The sequence below is a fragment of the Sporomusa malonica genome (genome assembly GCF_900176355.1).
GTDB classification, from domain to species: Bacteria; Bacillota; Negativicutes; order Sporomusales; family Sporomusaceae; genus Sporomusa; species Sporomusa malonica.
The window spans coordinates 82,028-103,163 of the sequence record NZ_FWXI01000009.1 but is presented as its reverse complement, the minus strand read 5'-3'; the positions used below and the strand labels follow the sequence as shown (position 1 = coordinate 103,163).

General features: G+C 45.6%; 19 protein-coding genes. 18 read left to right on the top strand and 1 reads right to left on the bottom strand.

Translation table 11 applies throughout. The features are described 5' to 3' along the window. Positions 1–2: 2 nt before the first annotated feature. Together ftcD (B9A22_RS12180) and B9A22_RS12175 are read left to right on the top strand one after the other, a co-directional pair. Positions 3–893, top strand: a complete 891-nt coding sequence (gene ftcD, locus B9A22_RS12180) for a glutamate formimidoyltransferase (RefSeq protein WP_084576003.1) — start codon at positions 3–5, stop codon at positions 891–893. A 17-nt stretch (positions 894–910) separates the two neighbouring features. Further along, a complete protein-coding gene (locus tag B9A22_RS12175) occupies positions 911–1,537 on the top strand; it encodes a cyclodeaminase/cyclohydrolase family protein (RefSeq protein ID WP_084576002.1) in 627 nt (208 codons plus the stop codon). Positions 1,538–1,621: 84 nt separating this feature from the next. Here B9A22_RS12175 and B9A22_RS12170 read toward each other — a convergent pair whose 3' ends face one another. Then, the gene (locus B9A22_RS12170) at positions 1,622–3,007 is read right to left on the bottom strand and encodes a sigma-54 interaction domain-containing protein (protein ID WP_084576001.1); all 1,386 of its coding nucleotides are present in this window, start codon (positions 3,005–3,007) and stop codon (positions 1,622–1,624) included. Between the two features lie 421 nt (positions 3,008–3,428). On the opposite strand from B9A22_RS12170, the gene B9A22_RS12165 reads away from it, so the two are divergent. From B9A22_RS12165 to B9A22_RS12090, 16 genes are all read left to right on the top strand, one after another. Beyond that, on the top strand, positions 3,429–4,265 hold the full coding sequence (locus B9A22_RS12165) for a methyl-accepting chemotaxis protein (protein ID WP_176215495.1): 837 nt from the start codon (positions 3,429–3,431) through the stop codon (positions 4,263–4,265). Positions 4,266–4,375: 110 nt separating this feature from the next. After that, positions 4,376–5,893, top strand: a complete 1,518-nt coding sequence (locus B9A22_RS12160) for an HAL/PAL/TAL family ammonia-lyase (RefSeq protein WP_217805946.1) — start codon at positions 4,376–4,378, stop codon at positions 5,891–5,893. 149 nt (positions 5,894–6,042) lie between these two features. Next, the gene (locus B9A22_RS12155) at positions 6,043–7,647 is read left to right on the top strand and encodes a BCCT family transporter (protein ID WP_084575998.1); all 1,605 of its coding nucleotides are present in this window, start codon (positions 6,043–6,045) and stop codon (positions 7,645–7,647) included. Positions 7,648–7,800: 153 nt separating this feature from the next. Continuing rightward, positions 7,801–8,277, top strand: coding sequence for a (2Fe-2S)-binding protein (locus B9A22_RS12150; RefSeq protein WP_084575997.1), 477 nt, complete (start codon positions 7,801–7,803; stop codon positions 8,275–8,277). Continuing rightward, the gene (locus tag B9A22_RS12145; protein ID WP_084575996.1) at positions 8,274–9,122 is read left to right on the top strand and encodes an FAD binding domain-containing protein; all 849 of its coding nucleotides are present in this window, start codon (positions 8,274–8,276) and stop codon (positions 9,120–9,122) included. The genes B9A22_RS12150 and B9A22_RS12145 overlap by 4 nt, the downstream gene beginning before the upstream one ends. Before the next feature lie 27 nt (positions 9,123–9,149). Continuing rightward, positions 9,150–11,432, top strand: coding sequence for a xanthine dehydrogenase family protein molybdopterin-binding subunit (locus tag B9A22_RS12140; RefSeq protein ID WP_084575995.1), 2,283 nt, complete (start codon positions 9,150–9,152; stop codon positions 11,430–11,432). A gap of 175 nt (positions 11,433–11,607) precedes the next feature. Next, entirely contained in the window at positions 11,608–13,215 is a 1,608-nt protein-coding gene (locus B9A22_RS12135; protein WP_084575994.1) for a transporter substrate-binding domain-containing protein, read from the top strand. Then, positions 13,208–14,572: a sigma-54-dependent transcriptional regulator gene (locus B9A22_RS12130; protein WP_084575993.1), complete on the top strand. Its 1,365-nt coding sequence runs from the start codon at positions 13,208–13,210 to the stop codon at positions 14,570–14,572. Before B9A22_RS12135 ends, B9A22_RS12130 begins: the two co-directional genes overlap by 8 nt. Before the next feature lie 238 nt (positions 14,573–14,810). Then, complete coding sequence (gene gltS, locus B9A22_RS12125) at positions 14,811–16,049, top strand: sodium/glutamate symporter (protein WP_084575992.1); 1,239 nt, start codon at positions 14,811–14,813, stop codon at positions 16,047–16,049. A 24-nt stretch (positions 16,050–16,073) separates the two neighbouring features. Continuing rightward, positions 16,074–16,967 (top strand): glutamate formimidoyltransferase, encoded by an 894-nt coding sequence (ftcD, locus tag B9A22_RS12120; protein WP_084575991.1) that lies wholly within the window; start codon positions 16,074–16,076, stop codon positions 16,965–16,967. Between the two features lie 19 nt (positions 16,968–16,986). Further along, positions 16,987–17,613 carry a cyclodeaminase/cyclohydrolase family protein gene (locus B9A22_RS12115; RefSeq protein ID WP_084575990.1) on the top strand — a complete coding sequence of 209 codons (627 nt, stop codon included), beginning with the start codon at positions 16,987–16,989 and terminating at the stop codon, positions 17,611–17,613. Positions 17,614–17,849: 236 nt separating this feature from the next. After that, entirely contained in the window at positions 17,850–18,050 is a 201-nt protein-coding gene (locus B9A22_RS12110) for a 4Fe-4S binding protein (protein ID WP_245823972.1), read from the top strand. A 17-nt stretch (positions 18,051–18,067) separates the two neighbouring features. Continuing rightward, the gene (gene vorB / locus B9A22_RS12105) at positions 18,068–19,138 is read left to right on the top strand and encodes a 3-methyl-2-oxobutanoate dehydrogenase subunit VorB (protein WP_084575988.1); all 1,071 of its coding nucleotides are present in this window, start codon (positions 18,068–18,070) and stop codon (positions 19,136–19,138) included. A 2-nt stretch (positions 19,139–19,140) separates the two neighbouring features. Beyond that, positions 19,141–19,893: a thiamine pyrophosphate-dependent enzyme gene (locus B9A22_RS12100; protein ID WP_084575987.1), complete on the top strand. Its 753-nt coding sequence runs from the start codon at positions 19,141–19,143 to the stop codon at positions 19,891–19,893. Continuing rightward, the gene (locus B9A22_RS12095; RefSeq protein ID WP_084575986.1) at positions 19,890–20,420 is read left to right on the top strand and encodes a 2-oxoacid:ferredoxin oxidoreductase subunit gamma family protein; all 531 of its coding nucleotides are present in this window, start codon (positions 19,890–19,892) and stop codon (positions 20,418–20,420) included. Before B9A22_RS12100 ends, B9A22_RS12095 begins: the two co-directional genes overlap by 4 nt. A gap of 11 nt (positions 20,421–20,431) precedes the next feature. Then, positions 20,432–21,097, top strand: coding sequence for an Mpv17/PMP22 family protein (locus tag B9A22_RS12090; protein WP_084575985.1), 666 nt, complete (start codon positions 20,432–20,434; stop codon positions 21,095–21,097). The last annotated feature ends 39 nt before the right edge of the window (positions 21,098–21,136 follow it).

Sequence of the window (21,136 nt, the reverse complement as noted above, 5' to 3'; positions counted from 1 at the left end):
TTGTGGCAAAACTTGTAGAATGTGTACCAAATTTTAGTGAGGGACGGCGGCCGGAGGTTATTGCGGCTATTGTTAATGAAGTAAAAAATGTTGAAGGTGTTACACTGCTTAATGTCAACTCAGATGGCAGTCATAATCGTACTGTAGTTACATTTGTCGGCGATCCTCAGGCTGCTAAACTGGCTGCTTTTAACGCCTGCACTAAAGCCGCCGAACTTATTGATATGGAACAGCATCAGGGAGAGCATCCCAGAGTTGGTGCAACTGATGTTATTCCGTTTATTCCTGTAAGTGAGATCACTATGGAAGAATGCATTCAGCTGGCGAATGAACTAGGCCGGGAAATTGGTGAAAAGCTTAACATCCCAGTGTATTTATATGAAGCAGCAGCCAAAACGCCGGCGCGGGTCAAACTGCCTGATGTCCGGAAAGGTGAGTATGAAGGACTGAAAACAGCAATCACCACCCCTGAACGCCAGCCCGACTATGGCCCTGCCCGCATGCATCCGGCTGCAGGTGCGACGGTCGTTGGCGCAAGGCAATTTCTAATAGCCTATAACATAAATTTGAGTACCAGTGATGTCAATATCGCTAAAAAAATTGCCGGAAGCATACGTGAAGCCAAGGGCGGTTATAAATTTTGCCGCGCTATGGGGGTTATGATTGAAGAGCGGAATATGGCACAAGTAACTATCAATATGGTCGATTATACCGGCACGCCGCTGCACAGGGTATTTGAGACTGTTAAATCGGAAGCAGCGCGTTATGGCGTAAACGTCATCGGCAGTGAGATTGTCGGTATGGTGCCGCTGCAGGCGCTGATTGATACTGCAGATTTCTACCTGCGTCTAGAGGGTTTTGACCGAAAGCAAGTATTAGAAGAAAACCTTTGATAAAGGGGCTGGATAACATGTTAATTCAAATGAAGATTAACGAGTTTCTTGAAGAATTGGGATCAAACTCACCTGCTCCGGGCGGCGGTAGTATCTCGGCTTTGGCCGGCGCGCTTGGAGGGGCCTTGACGGCAATGGTCTGCCGTCTTACAGTAGGTAGCAGCAAATATGCTGAAGTACAGAGTGAGGTAGAGGCAATTCTTGTGGAAGTTGATCAATTATCAAATGTGCTTGCCAGATGTGTTGATGCCGATACGGAGGCTTTTAACAAAGTAATGGCAGCATATAAACTCCCCAAGGTAGCAGAGGATGAGAAATTGGCACGCAGTGAAGCCATTCAGCAAGCAATGGTATATGCCACCAATCTGCCGCTGGATGTTGCCTCATGCTGCTTAAAGGTATTATCAATGGCAGTGCGGGTATTAGCCATTGGCAACACTAACGCCGCAAGTGATGCTGCTGTAGCAGGACTCATGGCTCATGCAGGTTTGCATGGTGCGCTGTATAATGTAAAAATTAATCTGAGCAGTATAAAAGAACAAGGTTATCAAAATGATATTCAAGCTAAAATGGCACTCATTATAAAAGAGGACGAGCGTCTTCATAATGAGCTTGTAGCAGTTGCCGGCAAGGTTATTGGCTAATTATTTTAAGAAAAAAGGACTGATCTCGAGACGAGTATCAGTCCTTTTTATTATGTATTGCACTAGAGCTGCAGTCGCTCTTTATTATTCGGCAGCAAAATGTACGTTTTTGGTAATATTTAATTTTTTTATACGGACCTGAAGGTTCTGACGGTGTATTCCAAGTGACGAGGCTGCTCTCGTAATATTGCCGTTATTTGATGTAAGGGCATCTATGATCAGTTTGCGTTCAACTTCATCAAGTGTTTGGGGCAATGATTGGGGTTTTAGGTTGTCTAACAATGTAGGGCGTTTAGTGAGTAAATATTGTTTATGAAAATAATCGGGCAGGTAGCTTGAAGTCAGGATTGCTTCATTTTCAGAAAAACTAATGGCATTTTCCAACACATGGCATAACTCACGAACATTGCCCGGCCATTTATGATTAAGAAATATGTTTTCGAGATCAGCCGAAAGCTTAGTTATTTGTTTGCCATACACTTTGTTAAATCTACTGATAAAGTATTCGGCAAGCAGCAAAATATCTTCTTGCCTTTCCCGCAGCGGTGGAATATTTAGATTAACAACAGCCACGCGATAGTAGAAGTCTTCGCGCATCTTGTTTTCTGCCAGCAGCTTGTGGCAATCGACGTTGGTAGAACTGATTATCCGGCAATTAACGGGTGCTTCATTAGTACCGCCAAGACGGCGGAATTTTTTCTCCTCAAGAATTCGTAGAAGCTTTGCTTGCAGAACTAGACTCATGCTATTTATTTCATCTAAGAACAATGTGCCTTTTCCGGCCTGTTCCAATAACCCCGGTGTGTTTTCAGCTCCGGTAAAAGCTCCCTTGGTTGTGCCAAAAATCATACTTTCCAGTAAAGTTTCAGGTATCGCTGCACAATTCAAGGCAACAAACGGATGGGAAGAAGTAGGGCCGTAGTTATGGATGCTTTGGGCAAAAATCTCTTTTCCTGTACCAGTTTCGCCGGTTAATAATATGGGGGCAAAGCTAAGTGCAGCTTTTTTTGCTTTATCAATCACTGTCGCAATTTGAGGACTTTTACCAATTAGACATTCAAAATTATAACTGGTGCCATTCTGCAATTTATTGCTGCTATGACAGTAATTTTGCAACTGCTCTTGCAGTTTGTATACTTTGTTAAGTAAATTGGTCATTTCGGTAATGTTTTTATTAATTGAACAAACTGCGACAATCTCGCCTTCGTTTTCAATCGGTACTATGGTAGAAAGCATGTGTACTTCACGGTGATCTACTGTGCGATACTTATTATATTTGTCAAAGGAGGGTTTGCCGGTAAAAAATACACCACGAAGCTCCTCAAGCATATAGTTTCGTTGGGAAGGCTCAAACCGTTCAATCTTGTTATTATAAAACAATTCCTCGCCGTGCTTATTGATTACATATACCGCATCTTGAATGAAGTTTGTAATAGTCTCTAAATATAATGATTTATCGATAGAATCCAATATTTTTTCAACTCACTATCTGCTAATTGTTAACAATATTTTAACCAATAATTGGTTGGATGTAAAGATATACATGCAATAAAATGTTGCGCAAAATTTCGATGCGGTTGATATTTATAATGCGGTATAACAAAAAACGTTTTAGTGTAAAATGCAAGAATTAAAGAAAAAATGGATCTATTGACAAATGTACTTCTATTGGCACAATTTTTGCAAAACATGTTATATATATGAAAATTTATAAGCATTCGTAGGAGGAATAAAAGGAAAGACAAGTCAAAACCATGGTTAGAGCGATTTCCTAACGGTATTGTGTTGTTTTTTGGAAACTTACTCGTAGCTGTAGTGATAAATTACGGACCGTTTTTAAGCAGAGCGGTTGTAAGAGCAAAAATTGATTGAAATGAAGATGGGAGAATTTATGTATAATAATGTATTGGATTATTTTATATATGTTATGCCCTATATATGGGAGTTGTCTTTTGGAAAAATAGGTGTTAGTGTAACTGATTGCGAAAAGTTCATTTTTTCTAAACCTGGCAAGGAATTTGGTCCCCAAATCCCAGTAGGAACGCCGATTAAACCTGGATATGCAATCTATCAGGCAATTCATGAGAAACGCACTGTTATCGCTAAACTTGATAAAGGTGCGTATGGTGTAGCTATTGTAGCCCTCGCTGCGCCTATTGTGGACGAATATGGAAAAGTGGTGGGAGCGGTTAGCCTGTCAGAACCTATTGATAAGGAGGAGGCACTGCGCGAGCTTGCCGAAAAAATGTCAAAAGGTCTTAGCATACTTGTTGGCGCTACTGAAAGTATATCCGGACAGACGCAAGATCTGGCAGCTATGACCCGGCAAATGGCGGAGTCTTCAATAGCAGCTAAAAACCGTATGCGGGAGACTGATGCAGTGCTTAGCCTTATCAAATCTGTAGCTGCCCAAAGTAACTTACTTGGACTTAATGCGGCCATCGAATCTGCGCGGGTGGGTGAGCATGGGCGTGGTTTTGGTGTAGTCGCTGAGGAAATACGTAAGCTAGCTACAAGGAGCGCTGAATCTATAAGCAAAATTGAGTTGATTATCGGTGCGATTAAAGCTGACAGTGAGCAAGGATACTGCCAGATTAGCCAGGTCGAGGCAGCGATAAACGAGATAGCAGAGGCAACTGTCAAGATTGCTGGAGCAGTAAATGAAACAGATGAAATTGCTAGTATGTTGGAGCAACTTGCTGCAAAAATAGGGCGTGATAAGCATTAAATATGTTTTGACGTTATATTGACGATGCAACGATTATAATAACTAAGAAATATTAATTTTTATAATAGCTTGCCAATGAGAAGACAAGAACAATGGGAGGAGCGGATATTTTGAACAATAATGCAGTTATGCTTACAGGCGAGAGCCTCACGATTGAAGAGGTGGCACAAGTAGCCATTCATGGTGCGCAAGTGGTAATTGCTCCGGCGGGGCAAGAAAAGCTGGTAGAATCCAGGGAATTTGTCTACAAGCTTGCTAACAGCAATGTTCCGGTTTATGGGTTTAACACAGGGGTTGGTGCTAATAAGGATACAAAAGTAGAGACTGAGCACTATAATCAGTTCAACGTCAATATGGTTAGGTCGCATTGCGTAGCCATCGGTCCGGAGGCATCACTGGCAGAAGTGCGGGCTATGATGGTAATAAGGCTCAATACGCTGCTGCTTGGCTACACCGGCATGAGTCCGGCGATCGCCTACATGTATCGCGACCTTCTCAACAACAATATTACGCCAGTTGTGCCGGAACGAGGTTCAATCGGGGAGGCGGATATCGCTTGCCTGTCACATATTGCGTTGACGATGATTGGCGAGGGAGACGCCTACTATCACGGCGAGAAACTGCCAGCCCAAGACGCTTTGGCTAAAGTTGGCCTTGAACCGCTTATTTTAGGGCCGAAAGATGGGTTGGCACTGGTTAGCTCTAACGCGCTGGCCGCTGGTCAGGGGGCCTTGGTTTTATATGAACTCAAAAAACTCATTAAACTTGCAGACGTAATATACAGTTTTAGCCTGGAAGCTTTTAAGGGGAATGTCAGTCCCCTTAACGGAGAAATCAACCGGGTACGCCGCTTCAGAGGACAGAACGAAAGTGCGGCCAATGTGAGGAAACTTCTTAAGGACAGTTATCTTTGGCTGCCGAATATTGCCAATGCCCTGCAAGATCCGCTATGCTTCCGCTGCGCCTGCCATATCCACGGTGCTGTCCGCGACTCACTGTACTATCTTGAAGAACTTATGGACATCCAGATGAACTCTTCTGATGATAATCCTTGTGTTCTAATGAACCAAAATGCCATCATGTCCTGCGGCAATTTTGAAGTCGTTAACTGGGCGGTAGCTTTTGAGATGCTTGGGATAGCGCTCAGCCATCTTTCGCGGGCAGCCTGCTTCCGCACCATCAAGTTAAGTACCGGGCACTTTACCGGTCTGCCACGGTTTTTGACGCCTGATCCGGAGCATGTAATTGCTTTTGGCACAATTCAAAAACCATTTACTGCACTGGACGCCGAAATCAGGCATCTGGCTAATCCGGTAAGTATGGACTTTTATGCTGTTGCTGGTGATATTGAAGACCATTGCAGCAATACGCCTTATGTGGTGCAAAAGACCCGGAAGATTGTTGATAATCTCTATTATATACTCGGAATTGAGGCCATCCATGCTGCGCAGGCCTGTGATTTGCGGCAAGAAGAACAGTTCAGATTTGGTATCGCCGGGCGCGTTGTGCACCAAAAGATCCGCGAGGTCATTCCATTTCTGGCACAAGACCGCAATCTTACAGTCGACATTGCCAAGGCGTATGAGTTACTAAAATCCGGCGTCCTTTTAGACGCAATTAATAATTAAATACTGCCGGATAGGGACTGATAACATGGAAGGAGGGACACGCAGCTACAACTCCCGCAAAGTCTGTGCTAATGTTTCTAAATCAAATGAGGAGGTTAATCGAAACTATATGAATCGCACAATGTGCGCACGAAAGGAAGGCAGAACTTATGAGTACACAAATCCATACTCCGGTAGAGAAAAACTCCGGTAAGGGCCTTTTGGACGGTGTCCGCAAGGACGTTTTTATTCCAGGCATCATTCTCTTCGGCATGGCGGCAATCATCGGAATTGTGAACAACAAGGCGCTGACCCAAAGCTCCCAGGCGTTCTTTGTCTGGTCTTTGGAGAGCTTTGGCTGGTTATACCAGTATGTGCTAATGAGCAGTACCATTCTGGTGGCCATTATCACGTTTTCAAAAGTAGGCAACATCAAGCTGGGCGGGGCGGAGGCCCAACCCAAATACCCCTTCTGGACCTGGTTTGCCATGACCCTTACCGGTGGCGTTGCCACAGGCATTGTCACCTGGGGCGTCAATGAGCCACTGATCTATTACGGCAATGTCTGGGGCGAACTGGACGGGCTGGGCATCAAGCCCTTTACCGCCGAAGCGGCGCGATTTGCCATGGGGCGCAGCTTTTATAACTGGACTTTTATGCCCTATTCGATTTATGCCCTGTGCGGCGTACTGGTAGCCTACCTGTATTTTAACAAAAAGCAAAAGCTTAATGTTACCGCCACCCTTCAGCCTGTTTTCGGCCAGCGGATCACCAAGGGTGCTTTGTCCTCATGTGTAGATTGTCTTTCCATGCTGGCTCTGGGCGTGGGCATCTGCGGCGGCCTTGCCATGTGCATCACTTTAGTAGTTACCGGCCTGCGCACCTACGGCATACAGGAAAGCCTGGCGCTGTTTGTGATGATTGGCGTGGTGTTAATTGCCAGCTTTACCTTTTCATCTTACATCGGCATGGATAAGGGCCTGAAGGTGCTGGGTAATCTCAACGCCTGGTTCTACTACGGCATTTTAGCCCTGCTGCTGTTCACCGGCCCCCTGCTGTTCATATTGCGCAACAGCACCGCCGGCCTGGCCGAGTGGCTGCAATACTTTTGGCTGTGGGGCTTGGATCCCATCGATATCGGCGGCGCAGCCCTCACACGTTCCTGGACCTTGTTTGACTGGGCCTGCTGGATTGCTTATGCACCAGTAACCGGCATCTTCCTGGCCATGATGGCCAGGGGGCGAACCATCCGGGAATTTCTCGTCGTTAACTGGATTCTTCCCTCGGTGTTCGGCCTGGTATGGTTCGGTATCTGGGGCAACAGCGCACTGCACATGCAGATGACCGGCGCGGCCGACCTGGTGGGCGCTATCAAAGAGGGCGGCGCGGTTATGGCGCTGTGGGAGTTCCTCAAGCATCTGCCCTTCGGCCTTGGGGCCATCGTTATTCCTGTGAATATCATTATCATCTTCATTTCTTTTGTTACGGCGGCTGACGCTACCCTGACAAACGTAGGTTCCATGTGCATGAAGGACGTTCCTATCGGTACCGAGCCTCCTGGCTTCATCAAGATCATTTGGGGTATTATCATCGGTACCGTGGCTGTGGTCATGGCAGCCTTCGGCGGCGGCGCTCAGGGTGTTGACGGCGTTAAGGCGCTGGCAACGGCAGGCGGATTTTTGGTGCTCTTTGTATTCCTGTTCCAAATTATCGCAGCATGCAAAGTGTTCTTTACCCAAAAGGCATCCAGTGACGATGTGACAGAAGAAGACTAAGCAGGCGGTATCCCGGGGAAGCCTGTATATCTACAGTCTTCCCCTCCTTATGTTATGTAAAACATAGCATAAGCCAACTGCGCACTTCGCTTGTCGGATAAGGCGGCAAATTTCCGGCAAAGAAATGCCCGATAATCTGATAGGAGGGAAGAAATGCTAATTAACCTTACAGTAAACGGAAAGCACCATACGTTAGAGATAGAACCGCAAGAAAGGCTGCTTGACCTGCTGCGGCTAAAGCTGAAACTGGCCGGTGCCAAAGAAGGCTGCGGCGAAGGCGAATGCGGTGCTTGTACAGTTATTATGAATGGAGAGGCTGTTAATGCCTGTATGGTGCTGGCGTATCAGGCCAGAAATGCCGAAATCCTGACAATTGAAGGCCTGGCGCCTCACGGCGAGCTTGATATTGTGCAACAGGCTTTTGTCGACAACGGCGCCGTACAATGCGGCTACTGTACGCCGGGAATGATTATGAGTACCAAGGCATTATTATTAAAAAATGCTAATCCGGCCGAAACTGAAATTAGGGAAGCGCTTGCCGGCAACCTGTGCCGTTGTACCGGCTATGTCAATATTATCAAGGCCGTTAAAATGGCTGCGGACACGTTGAATGGAGGTCAAAACAGATGACCGGCAATAAAATTGCGGGGTTTTCGCGGCTGGAAGATGTTTTACAGGCGCTGGCGCATACTTCGGCCCAAACTGTATTTATCAGCGGCGGTACTGATTTTATCAATAACGGTACCGGCAGAAATGCCGGATTGGTGATCGATCTTTCGCAGGTTGCCGATCTTAAATACATTAAAGATCTTGGCACGGAAATAAGGATTGGCAGCGGAACCACCTTTGCCTCTATTGCGGCCAGCCCGGTTATTAAAACAAAAGTTTGCGCCTTGGCCCAGGCGGCCAGCAGGGTTGGCTCTGTCCAGATAAGAAATCGGGCCACAATTGGCGGCAATATTGCAAGCGCATCACCTGCCGGTGACAGCCTGCCTGTACTTGCTGCCTTTAATGCCCTCATATATACAGCCGGACCGAACGGCGCCCGCGTTTTAACACTGGAAGAAGCCTTGAACAGGCTTCAGGATAAAGAATTAATAACGGAGATTGTTATTCCGACCCCGGACTTGACGAGCAGTGGTTTTGTGAAAATAGGCAGCCGATCACAGGTGACTATTGCTAAGATCAGTTTGGCTGCCATAGTTAGCTATGATAGGAAGAAAAGGCTGATTATTGCTGGTAAGGCAGCTCTAGGAGCGCTGGGCAAAGTGCCAGTATGTCCGGCCAAAGTTCAGGATTTTTTTAGTCAACGAGTAGTTGATGAGTGCTTTGCCTCTGATTTGGCGCAGCTGTTGGCTGAAACTGTGGATGAGGCCATAATGGGCCGGGCCTCACATCCTTATAAAAAAGCAGCAGTGAGGGGCTTGGCCGATGACTTAACCGGACTGTTGTTTGACGCTTGCGAAAATCATTAACTATTTATATTGTCAGGAGGGGACCAGATGGACACTAAACCTGCGCGTGATTTTAAATATGTTGGCAGGTCAATACCCATCGATGATGGCGCGGCTAAAGCAAACGGACAGATCAAGTATACTGGTGACATGATTTTGGATGAGATGCTTTATGCTCAACTGGTATTTAGCGAAGTTCCGCACGGTCGAATTAAGAACATTGACATTTCTGAGGCCATGGCTGTGCCTGGCGTTGTAAAGATATATACGCATGACAATGCGCCAAAAACAAAATTTAACTCTCAAATGTGGTTTGCCGGGCAGAATGCTATTGAAGATCAGGAGCTTTTTCCTGAGGTAGTGCGCTATATTGGTGATACCGTAGCGGCGGTGGTAGCAGAGAGCAAGGAGGCTGCTAAGGCAGCGGCAGACCTGATCAAGGCAGAATATGATATTTTGCCGGTAGTGATTGATCCGGAAGCGGCGCTCAGCGGAAATGTGGTTATCCATGACAGCGGCAATCCGTTTTTGACAATGGAAGCTAGCTACGGTGATGTTGCAGCAGTTTTGGCAAAAGGTGAGGGGTTAGTCATTGAAGACCGGGTGGAAACGCCTAAAATTCACCATGCGGCCATGGAAAACCATGTTTGTATCGCGGTGCCGGATCATAAGGGAAGAATGACAGTGTACAGTCCCTGTCAGATTGTATATTCTGTACGCCTTATTGTGGCCAAGGTATTAGGACTGCCGTATCATAAGGTTAGGATTATCAAAACTTCCATCGGCGGGTCTTTTGGCGGCAAGCAAGAGATCATACTTGAAACGTACTGCGCCTATTTTGCCAAAGAGTTAAACAGGCCGGTAAAAATAGAGTTTGGCCGTTCGGCAAGTATTGTTGCAACCCGGACCAGAACAAAGACTATTGGTTATGTAAAAACGGTGGTAAGCCCTGAGGGCAAGATCTTGGCGCGGGATATGAAACACATTGTAGATACAGGGGCTTATACCTCAAATGGCCGCGTCATTTGCTACGCTATGGGCAAAAAGCTGTTCAGGCTATACCGCATTCCCGCTCAGCACTATCGAGCCATAGCTGTTCATACCAATACTGCCATAGCGGGCGCAGCGCGGGGCTACGGTTCTCCGCAAGTCCAAACAATTGCGGAAATCAATTTAGAAAACGCGGCGAGGCGTTTAAAAATCGATCCGGTCGAATTTCGTCTGAAAAACTTAGTTCACCCCTACGATGCCGACCCGGCCGGTGGACCCAACCTGGGAAACGCCAGGATTATCGATTGCGTGCTTAAAGGTGCCAAGGCTTTTGGCTGGAGTGAAAAATGGAATCAGCCCAAACGCACGGGGCGATGGCAAACAGGGGTTGGGATGGCTTGTGCCACCCATGGAAACGGCTACTACGGCGCATACCAGGAATTTGGTACAATGACGATTAGAATGCTGGAAGACGGCAGTGTTATGCTCAACGGCGGATTGCATGATTTGGGTAATGGCACGGTAACAGCCATGAAGCAGATTGTAGCCGAGGTTCTGGATATTCCGCTTGATATGATTGAGGCTCCTGAAGCTGATACCGATGTCAGCCCGTATGATATCGGTTGCCAGGCTAGCCGGGTAATTCACGTTTGTGGTGCAAACGCTATGCAGGCTGCCGAGGAGCTGCGCAGCATGTTTATCAGAGAAGCGGCTAAGGTTCTTCAGTGCAATGTGGAGGAATTATTACTCGAAGATGGTCTAGTCTGGAATAACCTTGAGCCTGGTAAAAAAATGAGCTATGGTCAAATGGCGGCCGCGATTCAACAAAAAAATCAGGTCGAACTTATTCGTACCATCACCTATCAATCGCCGGCCAATCCCGGTTCATATGCTGTGAATTTTGTAGAAGTGGCTGTAGATACTTATACTGGGTTTGTCAAAGTGTTGGACGTTGTAGCAGTGCATGATATCGGTCAAGCCATTAACCGGGGATTTGTTGAAGGGCAGATTCATGGCGGTGTTCAAATGGGATTAGGGATGGCAATCACTGAAGATCTTGCTTACGACAACAAGTCTGGTGTCGCCCGCGGCAGCAGTTTTAGCAAGTATCATCTTGTTAATGCACCGGATATGCCGCCTGTCAGAGTTATCTTAATTGAAGAGGGCGAAGATTATGGTCCTTATGGAGCCAAAAGCGTAGGTGAGATTGCGACTATTCCAATTACGGCAGCTACAGTAAATGCAATTAACCATGCTCTTGATGCTAATCTTACAATATTGCCGGTTACCCCGGACAAAATTATGGCAATGCTTACCGCGCGGCAAGCTAATCAGCTGTAACAGAAACAACAATCAAATCAAGGAAGATGTACTATGTAGCCATCTGCTGACATAGTACATCTTGTTTTTTCAATCGGAATTGTAAGTTAATCTGGTTACTGAACACAGGTACAGGATTCGACACTATGTTTGTCGAATGCAATAGCAATCGCATCTCTTTTTACCAGGAGGACGTATGATTTACAAGCTATGGTTAACCGTTTTTGTGCTGTGCAGCCTCATATTTGGGGGAGTGCAGCCGTCGACTGCTGAAGAAAACTCAGAAAGCCGGGTTCTGATAGTAGCAGGTGACGAGAACTTTCCTCCTTATGAATTTACTGATGTTATTGATGGTATTCAGGTGTACCGGGGGTTTAACGTTGATTTGTTAAAAGCGGTGGCTCTTAGTACAGGCTACGAAATTCAATTTCGCCCTATGCCCTGGGCTGATGCACTTAAGGCCCTCGAACGCGGTGAGGTTCACGCTGTGGGGGGAATGAAGTATAATGCTGAGCGGGATAAGATATATGACTTTTCCGAAGCGTACATGATAAATTCACTGGCCATCTTTGTTCGTAAGGACATGCAGGCCATTGCTTCAATCAATGATCTCGCAGGCCATAAGGTTGCCGTACAGAAAGACGCTATTGGCTATTATCAACTCAAAGATCAGCCGATAGATTTGGTGTTGACTGCTAATCAAGAAGAGGCAATGGCACTGCTGCTTAGTGGAAAAGTAGATGCCGCCTTTGGGAATAATCTAACAGGGCAGTATATCCTTCAGCGGACTAAAAAGCAGGATTATATAAAAATCGTAGGTGGCGCCATAGATTCTGAAGGCTATTGCGTGGCGGTAAAGAATGGCGCCACAATTCTTACCGTCTTTAATAAAGGCTTAAAAGAAATTAGGCAAAACGGAACATACGATAGAATATATGCCAAGTGGTTTGGTGAGCAGATTGATTATCCGATTCAGTATTATAAACGCAATTTGAGTATTGCTATGGTTGCTGTTATTATATTGGTTGTTTTAGGGGGAATCATTATACAGATCAACCTTTATCTACAGCGGGAAGTTAAGAAACGTACTAAAGAAATCGAAAAAATCAATGAAGAACTTCAACGTAAAGATAAACTGGAAGCTTTAGGTAAACTTGTTGCCTGTATAGCCCATGAAATCCGTACGCCACTAACCTCAATTAAGACATTTGTTGAATTACTGCCAGTTAAGTACGATAATCCTTTGTTCCGGGAAAAGATAAGCCAGTTCGTACCACAGGAAATTGAACGGCTTAACGGAATTGTTAATGAATTACTTGCTTACGCAAATCCGCGAAAGGTGGAGCGGGAACAGATTCCGCTCAAACGGCTGCTTGACAATAGTATGGTATTTTTTGCTGATAATATCGCTAAACAAGGCATTAACCTTCGGGTTGATATGAGAGAAGAAATTTCTATAGCTGTCGATGTCCAGCAAATGAAGCAGGTCATGATCAATATTTTACTCAATGCCTTTCAAGCCTTAGAGGGGCGTGACAATCCTGTTCTGGCCATTGTCAGCGAGCGAAGAGATGGTCAGCCGTGTATGATTATTTCAGATAATGGCAGTGGGATAACCCAGGAAAACCTAAAATTCATTTTTGAACCATTCTTTTCCACAAAGACAGGAGGTACAGGGTTGGGTTTATTTGTCAGTTATCAGCTGGCAAAACAAAATGGAGTAGATATAATGATTGACAGCCAGGAAAAAATTGGCACTGAAGTAACCTTAAAGTTTAGTTCAGAGGAGAACCCCAATGCATAAGCTACTACTTGTTGATGATGAGCCAGCAATATGTACCTCTTTGACATTTGCTTTGGAAGATAAATATCTGGTGTCGACGGCAGGCTCTGCTCAAGAAGCGCTTGCTGCTATTGCCAAACAGGAGTTTAATATAGTCCTGCTTGACCTGAAGCTGGGCAGCGCCGACGGTATGGAAGTATTAACGCAGATTAAAGAATTTGACAGCAGTATTATTGTTATTATCATGACGGCTTACGGCAGTATAAAATCATCAGTAGCCGCCATTAAGGCAGGGGCTTTTTATTATCTGACTAAGCCGATAAATATGGACGAGTTGGATATGCTGCTGACTAATGCCTCAGATTATATTGGCATGAGATCCAAAGTGGAGTATTTAAATGATAAACTGACCGAACGCCATGAAATAGCAGGTATGGTCGGTACTTCGGCGCCCATGCGCCAAATCCTCCATGATATTGACAGAGTAAAAGATGTTGACTCCAATGTGCTGATATCTGGGGAAAGCGGTACAGGCAAAGAGCTTGTTGCCAAAGCCCTGCACTATTTAAGTGTGCGTAAACATGAGGCATTTGAGGTGCTCAACTGTGCCGCTATTCCGGCAGAACTATTAGAAAGTGAACTCTTTGGCCATGAAAAGGGCGCATTTACTGGTGCTGTGCAACGGAAAAAGGGGATTTTTGAGCTGGCAGACAAAGGCACGCTGTTTCTGGATGAGATTGGTGAGATGGATATAAAGTTGCAAGCCAAGCTGCTGCGTGTTGTTCAAGAGAAAGAGGTAACGCCGATAGGTTCGGGTTATAGGCGGAAAATTGATGTACGAATTATATGTGCTACTAATCGTGATTTAAAGAAGATGGTAGCAGACGGAAAATTTCGGGAAGATTTATACTTTCGCCTCAATGTAGTTACGATCCATTTACCGCCGCTGCGGCAGCGGCGTGAAGATATTCCGCTGCTGACAGAGCATTTTGTCAATAAATATAATAAAAAAATGGCCAAACAGATTAAAGGTATTGAAACAGGCTTCCTGGAGGTGCTGAGCCGATATGAGTTTAAAGGCAATGTACGAGAGTTAGAAAACATCATTGAGCGCGCCATGGTATTTGCTGAAGAGGGTATGTTACAGGTCATTAACTTACCTGTCGAAGTACAAGCTTCCGGGATGGATGAGCTAAACCAGACTGATACTACCAGGCTGATACCTATCTATATTGGTGAGGATTTGGATTTAATCGAACGAAAGGTGATAACCAAAACACTTCATCACTATCATGGCGATAAAGCCAAAACGGCTCACATACTTAAGATTAGTGAACGTAAACTGTGGTACAAAATAAAAGAATATGAATTGCGCTAATTGTGCAATTTTTACATTCCTGCAAATTTTGCATGCAAAATTTGCAGGAATTTTTTTATCCATGTCACTACAGCCTAAGTTTTTGCGCTTTTTAAGGCGATTTGAAGTTGGCATAGTACTTGCAATAAATATAAGTGAACTGATAAGGACTTTAGGCTGCAGAGGGGGAGTAAACTCACAGAATTTACTTTAATCAGAACAAAGGTTATACCAAGCAAAAATAATAGGAGGGGAAAATGTGAGTTTTGAACTAGTTAATAAGGTTATGGTTATGAAACTGGATATTGTCGCTACTGTAGCTATTGCAGTATTACTTTTAATGTTTGGAGCCTGGATTCGGCGCGTTTTTCCGGTTATTGCCCGGTTTTGCATTCCTTCAGCAGTTATCGGTGGATTTACCTTTTCAATTTTGGCTTGGATGCTTAAAGAAGCCAACATGCTCACTTTCAAAATGGATACAACTTTGCAAATGCCCTTTATGATTGCATTTTTTACTACTGTTGGTTTAGGCGGCAGTTTTGGACTTATTAAAAAAGGCGGCAGATCGCTCGTTGTATATCTTGTAGGATGTTGGACTTTGGCGATTATGCAGAACGTTGTTGGAGCTGGAACTGCTATGCTAACCGGTATTCACCCAGTGCTAGGTGTAATGGCTGGCGCCGTTTCCCTTGAAGGCGGCATGGGTGCAGCTTCGGCGTTCGGGCCTACGGCAGAACAACTGGGGGTTCAGGGAGCATTCGTTGTTGCTGTAGCTTCTGCTACTTATGGGTTAATAAGTGGTGGGCTAGTTGGTGGTCCTCTGGCAAAATGGCTTATTGAACGTTACAATTTACCAATCGAAACCAGTCAGGAAAATTTCGATGAACTAGATGAGGTAACAGCAGCTGCCGAGAAAAATACAGGTATTACAAGCGATAGCGTGATGTCCATGCTGGCTGTTATTCTTGTGGCTATGGTGTTGGGAGCTATGGGTTCAGCCAAGATTAAAGAGATTACCGGATTTGTGTTGCCAGGATATGTAGGAGCTATGTTTGTTGCTGTAATAATAAGGAATTTTAATGATGTTAAACCCATGTTTAGGATGAATGAAAAGGCTATTGATTTAATTGCTGACGTCAGCCTGGGCATATTCCTGACCATGGCAATGATGTCGCTGAAGATCTGGGAAATTTCTAATTTGGCAGGCCCGCTGCTAATCATCTTGGCTGTTCAAACAATCTTTATGTTTATCTTCTGTATTTACTTCCTGTTCCCGCTCTTGGGACGCAATTACGATGCAGCTATTATGTGCGCCGGCATGATTGGCCATGGGTTGGGTGCTACCCCTAACGCGATTGCTAATATGGGCGCTGTCACCGAAAGATATGGTGTCGTTTCCCGTAAAGCATTATTGATTGTGCCGCTCTGTGGCGCTGTTCTCATCGATATGGTTGCTATACCTAATATTGTATGGTTTATCAACTATTTCGCAAAATAAAAGAACTCTAAAGGAGAATTTTTGATGAGTAAACTTGTGGAATGTGTACCTAATTTCAGTGAAGGCTGCCGCCCTGAGGTGATTGCGGCCATTACTGAGGAAGTAAAGAAGGTCGCAGGTGTTAGCCTGCTCAATGTTAACTCAGACGCCAGCCATAACCGTACTGTAGTCACTTTTATTGGCGAGCCGCAGGCTGCAAAACTTGCCGCTTTCAACGCCTGCGCTAAAGCAGCAGAACTTATTGATATGGAACAACATCAGGGTGAACATCCGCGGGTAGGTGCTACTGATGTAATTCCATTCATTCCGGTGAGCGATATTACCATGGAAGAATGTGTGCAGCTTGCCAATGAGCTAGGTCAGGAAATTGCTGAAAAGCTTAATATTCCGGTATACTTATATGAGGCAGCCGCTAAAACGCCTGCTAGAGTTAAACTGCCTGATGTTCGCAAAGGCGAATATGAAGGTCTGAAGAAAGCCATCAGCAGTCCAGAACGGCATCCTGACTATGGTCCTGCCCAGATGCACCCCACTGCCGGCGCTACTGTAGTTGGGGCACGTCAATTTTTAATCGCGTATAATATTAACCTTAGCACCAGCGATGTTAACATTGCCAAGAAGATTGCTAACAGTATTCGTGAGGTTAAGGGTGGTTATAAATATTGCCGTGCCATGGGAGTCATGATTGAAGACCGGAATATGGCACAAGTAACCATTAATATGGTAGACTATACTGGGACACCGTTGCATCGGGTATTTGAGACTGTCAAGTCTGAGGCTGATCGTTATGGGGTTAGTGTAATCGGTAGCGAAATTGTCGGTATGGTTCCGCTCCAGGCACTTGTTGACACAGCCGAGTTTTATCTTAGGTTGGAAGGCTTTGAGCGCAAGCAAGTATTGGAAGAGAACCTCAGATAGAAAAAGGGGCCGGATAAAAATGCTGATTCAAATGAAAATTACTGATTTTCTCGAAGAACTGAGTTCAAATTCACCTGCTCCAGGCGGCGGCAGCATTTCGGCGTTATCGGGGGCGCTCGGCGGGGCGTTGACGGCTATGGTATGCCGCCTGACATCTGGCAATAGCAAGTATGCCGAGGTTGAAAACGAGATAGAAGTCATGCTTGCTGAAGTTGACAAGCTAACAAAGGTACTTGCCCGCTGTGTAGATGCTGATACTGAGGCTTTTAACAAAGTGATGGCCGCCTATAAACTGCCGAAAGCAACTGAGGTAGAAAAGGCTGCTAGAAGTGAAGCTATTCAAAAATCCATGCAGCATGCTGCCAATCTGCCGCTCGATGTAGCCGAGTGCTGTTTAAAGATCTTAGCAATGGCAGGGCGGGTACTGACAATTGGCAATGCTAATGCTGCCAGTGATGCGGCAGTGGCCGGCCTCATGGCTCATGCCGGTCTTCACGGCGCGCTGTATAATGTAAAAATCAATCTAGGCAGTATTAAAGATGAGACCTTCGTAATAACTACTCAAGCTAAAATTGAAACAATCGTCGGGCAGGATAGAGAGCTCCATGAACAGTTGTTGGCTGCTGCCAGCAGGGTGATTGGGTAATAGCATTGTAGAGCCTTCAGCTTATGGCTGAGGCTCTTTTTGCCCTGTAAGAAAGTATAGTGCGACGCTTTCCTAGGTTAGTTTTTTGGCCTGAGTTTGCAGGACAATATTTCCTCGCGTCGAATTTACTCTAAAGATATTTATCATAGTGATTTATTAACGTTCTGTTACATCAGCAGAACGTATGATTTTTTGAGAAGAACAAAAGAGGTCGGGGGGTGAATACGTTGGCTAAAGTGCAAGTGCTTAGTGAAAAATGCAAAAGCTGTGGTTTATGTATAGCAGTATGTCCTCGGAAGGTGCTGGCAGTAGGTGACAAAGCCAATTCCAAGGGCTACTATACCATCGTTGTTACTGATGAAGAAAGCTGTGTGGGCTGTGCCCTTTGTGGGTTGGTATGTCCTGATGTTGCCCTAGAAGTGTACAAAGAGTCCTAAGGAAAGGAGAGACTTGTGTGAATAAAAAATTGATAAAAGGGAATGAAGCCATTGCCGAAGCGGCCATAAAGGCCGGCTGTAAGCTGTTTTTTGGCTACCCAATTACACCGTCAACCGAGGTTGTAGAATACTTGTCTAAGCATTTGCCAAAAGCTGGGGGAACTCTGCTGCAAGGTGAAGACGAGATTGCCTCAATTAACATGTGCTACGGCGCGGCCTGTACCGGCGCGCGGGTTATGACTGCTTCCTCCAGCCCAGGCTATAGTCTGAAACAGGAGGGTTTATCCTATCTTGCAGCAGCTGAGCTGCCTGTCGTTGTAGTAAACATTAACAGGACAGGCCCTGGCCTTGGGGGTCTTGGGCCAAGCCAATCTGACTATTTTCAGTGCACCAAGGGCGGCGGACATGGCGATTATCGCTTGATTGTGCTGGCTCCGTCCAAAGGGCAGGAAATGTACGACTATACAATGGAGGCCTTTGACCTTGCTGATAAGTACAGAAATCCTGTGCTAATCTTAGCTGATGGATTTTTAGGGCAAATGATGGAGCCTATTGAAATGAAAGACCGGCCAGCTACCGAACTGCCGGCAAAAGACTGGGTAACTGACGGCTGCTCAGGCCGAGCCAAGCGCAAGATTGCCAGCTATTCATTGACTAATGAAATTGGTGAAACCAACAACCTATATTGGGAAGCTAAATATAAATCAATCAGAGAGCAAGAGCAGCGGTGGGAAGAATTCCATACCGAAGATGCCGAATATCTGATTGCCGGTTATGGCACATGCGCTAGAATTGCTAAAACTGTTGTACTGAATGCACGTAAAAGAGGCATTAAGGTAGGTCTCATCAGGCCAATTACCCTGTGGCCGTTCCCTGAAAAAGCATTTATACCCTACAAGAAGAAGGTCAAGGGCGTACTAACTGTCGAGTTAAATACCGGACAAATGATTGAAGATGTTAAACTGGCGCTTGAGTGCAGTGTCCCTGTCAGTCTGCACCGGCGCATAGGCGGTATGCTGCCGCATGAGGATGAGATCCTCGCTGACCTTATTAAAGAATTTAATATCCCCGTGGATCGGGAGGTGTAGCTATGGAGAAGATATTTGGTAAAACCAAAGGTTTGACTGATTTGCCGTTTCATTATTGCCCAGGCTGTACCCATGGCATTATTCACCGCCTTATCGGTGAGGTCATGGAAGAGCTTGATATTATTGAAAAAACCATTGGCGTAGCTCCAGTAGGCTGTGCTGGGTTTTCACTCGACTTTTTCAGCTGTGATTTTGTCGGCGCTGCCCACGGGCGGGCGCAGGCAGTAGGCACAGGCATCAAACGGGCGCTGCCTGATAAGATGGTGTTCACTTATCAGGGTGATGGCGACATTGCAGCCATTGGTACTGCTCATGCTATTCATGTAGCTGCCAGAGGCGAAAAAATCACCTCGATCATGGTTAATAATGCCGTATTTGGTATGACTGGCGGACAAATGGCGCCTACAACTTTAACAGGTCAAGTAACGACAACAAGCCCTTATGGCCGTGATGCAAGCTTGGTCGGTGCGCCAATTGACCTTCCCAAAACAATTGCCACCTTGAATGGCGCAGTGTATGTTGCCGCCGTTTCGGTCGATTCTCCTAAAAACATTATTAAAGCCAAGAAGGCAATTAAACGGGCTTTCCAGGTACAGCAGTTAGGCTTAGGTTTTGCCTTTGTCAGCGTACTGTCCACCTGCCCGACCAACTGGGGCTTGTCACCTGTTGACAGCCTAACATGGCTCCAGGAAAACATGCTGCCTATCTATGAGATGGGCGAGCTAAAAGTACCGGAGGAGGTTAAGGCGCTATGATGGATAAAGTACTACTTGCTGGCTTTGGCGGCCAGGGAGTTATGTTTATCGGCAAGGTGTTGGCATACTCGGGTATGCTGGGTGGACGAGAGGTCTGTTGGATTCCGTCATATGGCCCGGAAATGCGGGGTGGAACAGCCAACTGCTCAGTGCTGGTTTCTGATGAAGAAATCAACTCACCGGTAATCAGCCAGGCCGATGCCGGTATTGTGCTGAATCAGCCGTCGTATGACCGGTTTTTGGCACGGATTAAACCAGGCGGAACCCTGGTAGTGAACAGCTCGATAGTAGCTTTAACTAACCACCGGGACGATATTACCATTGTTGCTGTCCCGGCCACCGAGCTAGCCAATGAAATCGGCAACTCCAGTCTGGCTAACATGGTATGCTTAGGTGCTTTATTGCCGGCATTATCGCTAGTTAACATGGATAGTGTTAAAAAAGCCATGGATGAAGTAGTTGGCAAGAAAAAACCTGAATTGTATGATCTAAATGTCGCTGCAATTAATAAAGGAATGAATAGATAACGGAGGCTAATGTGCGCAAAGGAGACCTCATCTGGTTAGCCGGGTTGCTAGGTATTGTACTCTTTCTGCTATATCCATCAACTCATGAGATATTTGTCCGGTTGACCAAAGGGTACCCTTATATCATGGGCTTTATTAAAGTAGCTATACTGGCTACTTTGGGTGAACTCTTAGCTCTAAGAATTATCGCCGGTGAGTGGCGAAAGCCGTTTGGGTTATCCTACCGTGCGTTTATTTGGGGTCTGTTAGGTATTAGCTTTGTCTTAGTGTTTGAGATCTTTGCGAGTGGTACAGCGGTAGCTGTCAAGAAAGGTCTTTTGCCTATGGGCGGAGGGATATTTGCAAATGTACTGCCTGCTTTGTTTACCAGCGCCGCTATGAATATTATCTTTGCCCCGACCATGATGGCATTTCATCGGGTTACCGATACTTACATCGACCTTGCACATGGCGAGCTAGGCAACCTGAACAAGGTCACCCTGCAGGCAGTTGTCAGTAAGATTGACTGGCAAAACTTTGTCGGCTTTGTCATTGTAAAAACAATTCCCCTGTTTTGGATACCTGCTCATACTATAACCTTTTTATTACCGCCTGAGTACCGTGTACTTTCGGCGTCGTTCCTGTCAATTGCCCTAGGTGCCATATTGGCTTTTGCCAAGAAGACATCCAATAAGTAAAACTAAATTAGCTAATTGAATAGCAAAAAGGACTGAACT

Bases quoted from the DNA above. Each gene is read 5' to 3' on its own strand.
- B9A22_RS12140 (WP_084575995.1), top strand. From the start codon at position 9,150: ATGGACACTAAACCTGCGCGTGATTTTAAATATGTTGGCAGGTCAATA.
- B9A22_RS12130 (WP_084575993.1), top strand. From the start codon at position 13,208: ATGCATAAGCTACTACTTGTTGATGATGAGCCAGCAATATGTACCTCT.
- B9A22_RS12155 (WP_084575998.1), top strand. From the start codon at position 6,043: ATGAGTACACAAATCCATACTCCGGTAGAGAAAAACTCCGGTAAGGGC.
- B9A22_RS12145 (WP_084575996.1), top strand. From the start codon at position 8,274: ATGACCGGCAATAAAATTGCGGGGTTTTCGCGGCTGGAAGATGTTTTA.
- B9A22_RS12135 (WP_084575994.1), top strand. From the start codon at position 11,608: ATGATTTACAAGCTATGGTTAACCGTTTTTGTGCTGTGCAGCCTCATA.
- ftcD (WP_084575991.1), top strand. From the start codon at position 16,074: ATGAGTAAACTTGTGGAATGTGTACCTAATTTCAGTGAAGGCTGCCGC.
- B9A22_RS12100 (WP_084575987.1), top strand. From the start codon at position 19,141: ATGGAGAAGATATTTGGTAAAACCAAAGGTTTGACTGATTTGCCGTTT.
- B9A22_RS12095 (WP_084575986.1), top strand. From the start codon at position 19,890: ATGATGGATAAAGTACTACTTGCTGGCTTTGGCGGCCAGGGAGTTATG.
- B9A22_RS12165 (WP_176215495.1), top strand. From the start codon at position 3,429: ATGTATAATAATGTATTGGATTATTTTATATATGTTATGCCCTATATA.
- B9A22_RS12115 (WP_084575990.1), top strand. From the start codon at position 16,987: ATGCTGATTCAAATGAAAATTACTGATTTTCTCGAAGAACTGAGTTCA.
- B9A22_RS12175 (WP_084576002.1), top strand. From the start codon at position 911: ATGTTAATTCAAATGAAGATTAACGAGTTTCTTGAAGAATTGGGATCA.
- B9A22_RS12150 (WP_084575997.1), top strand. From the start codon at position 7,801: ATGCTAATTAACCTTACAGTAAACGGAAAGCACCATACGTTAGAGATA.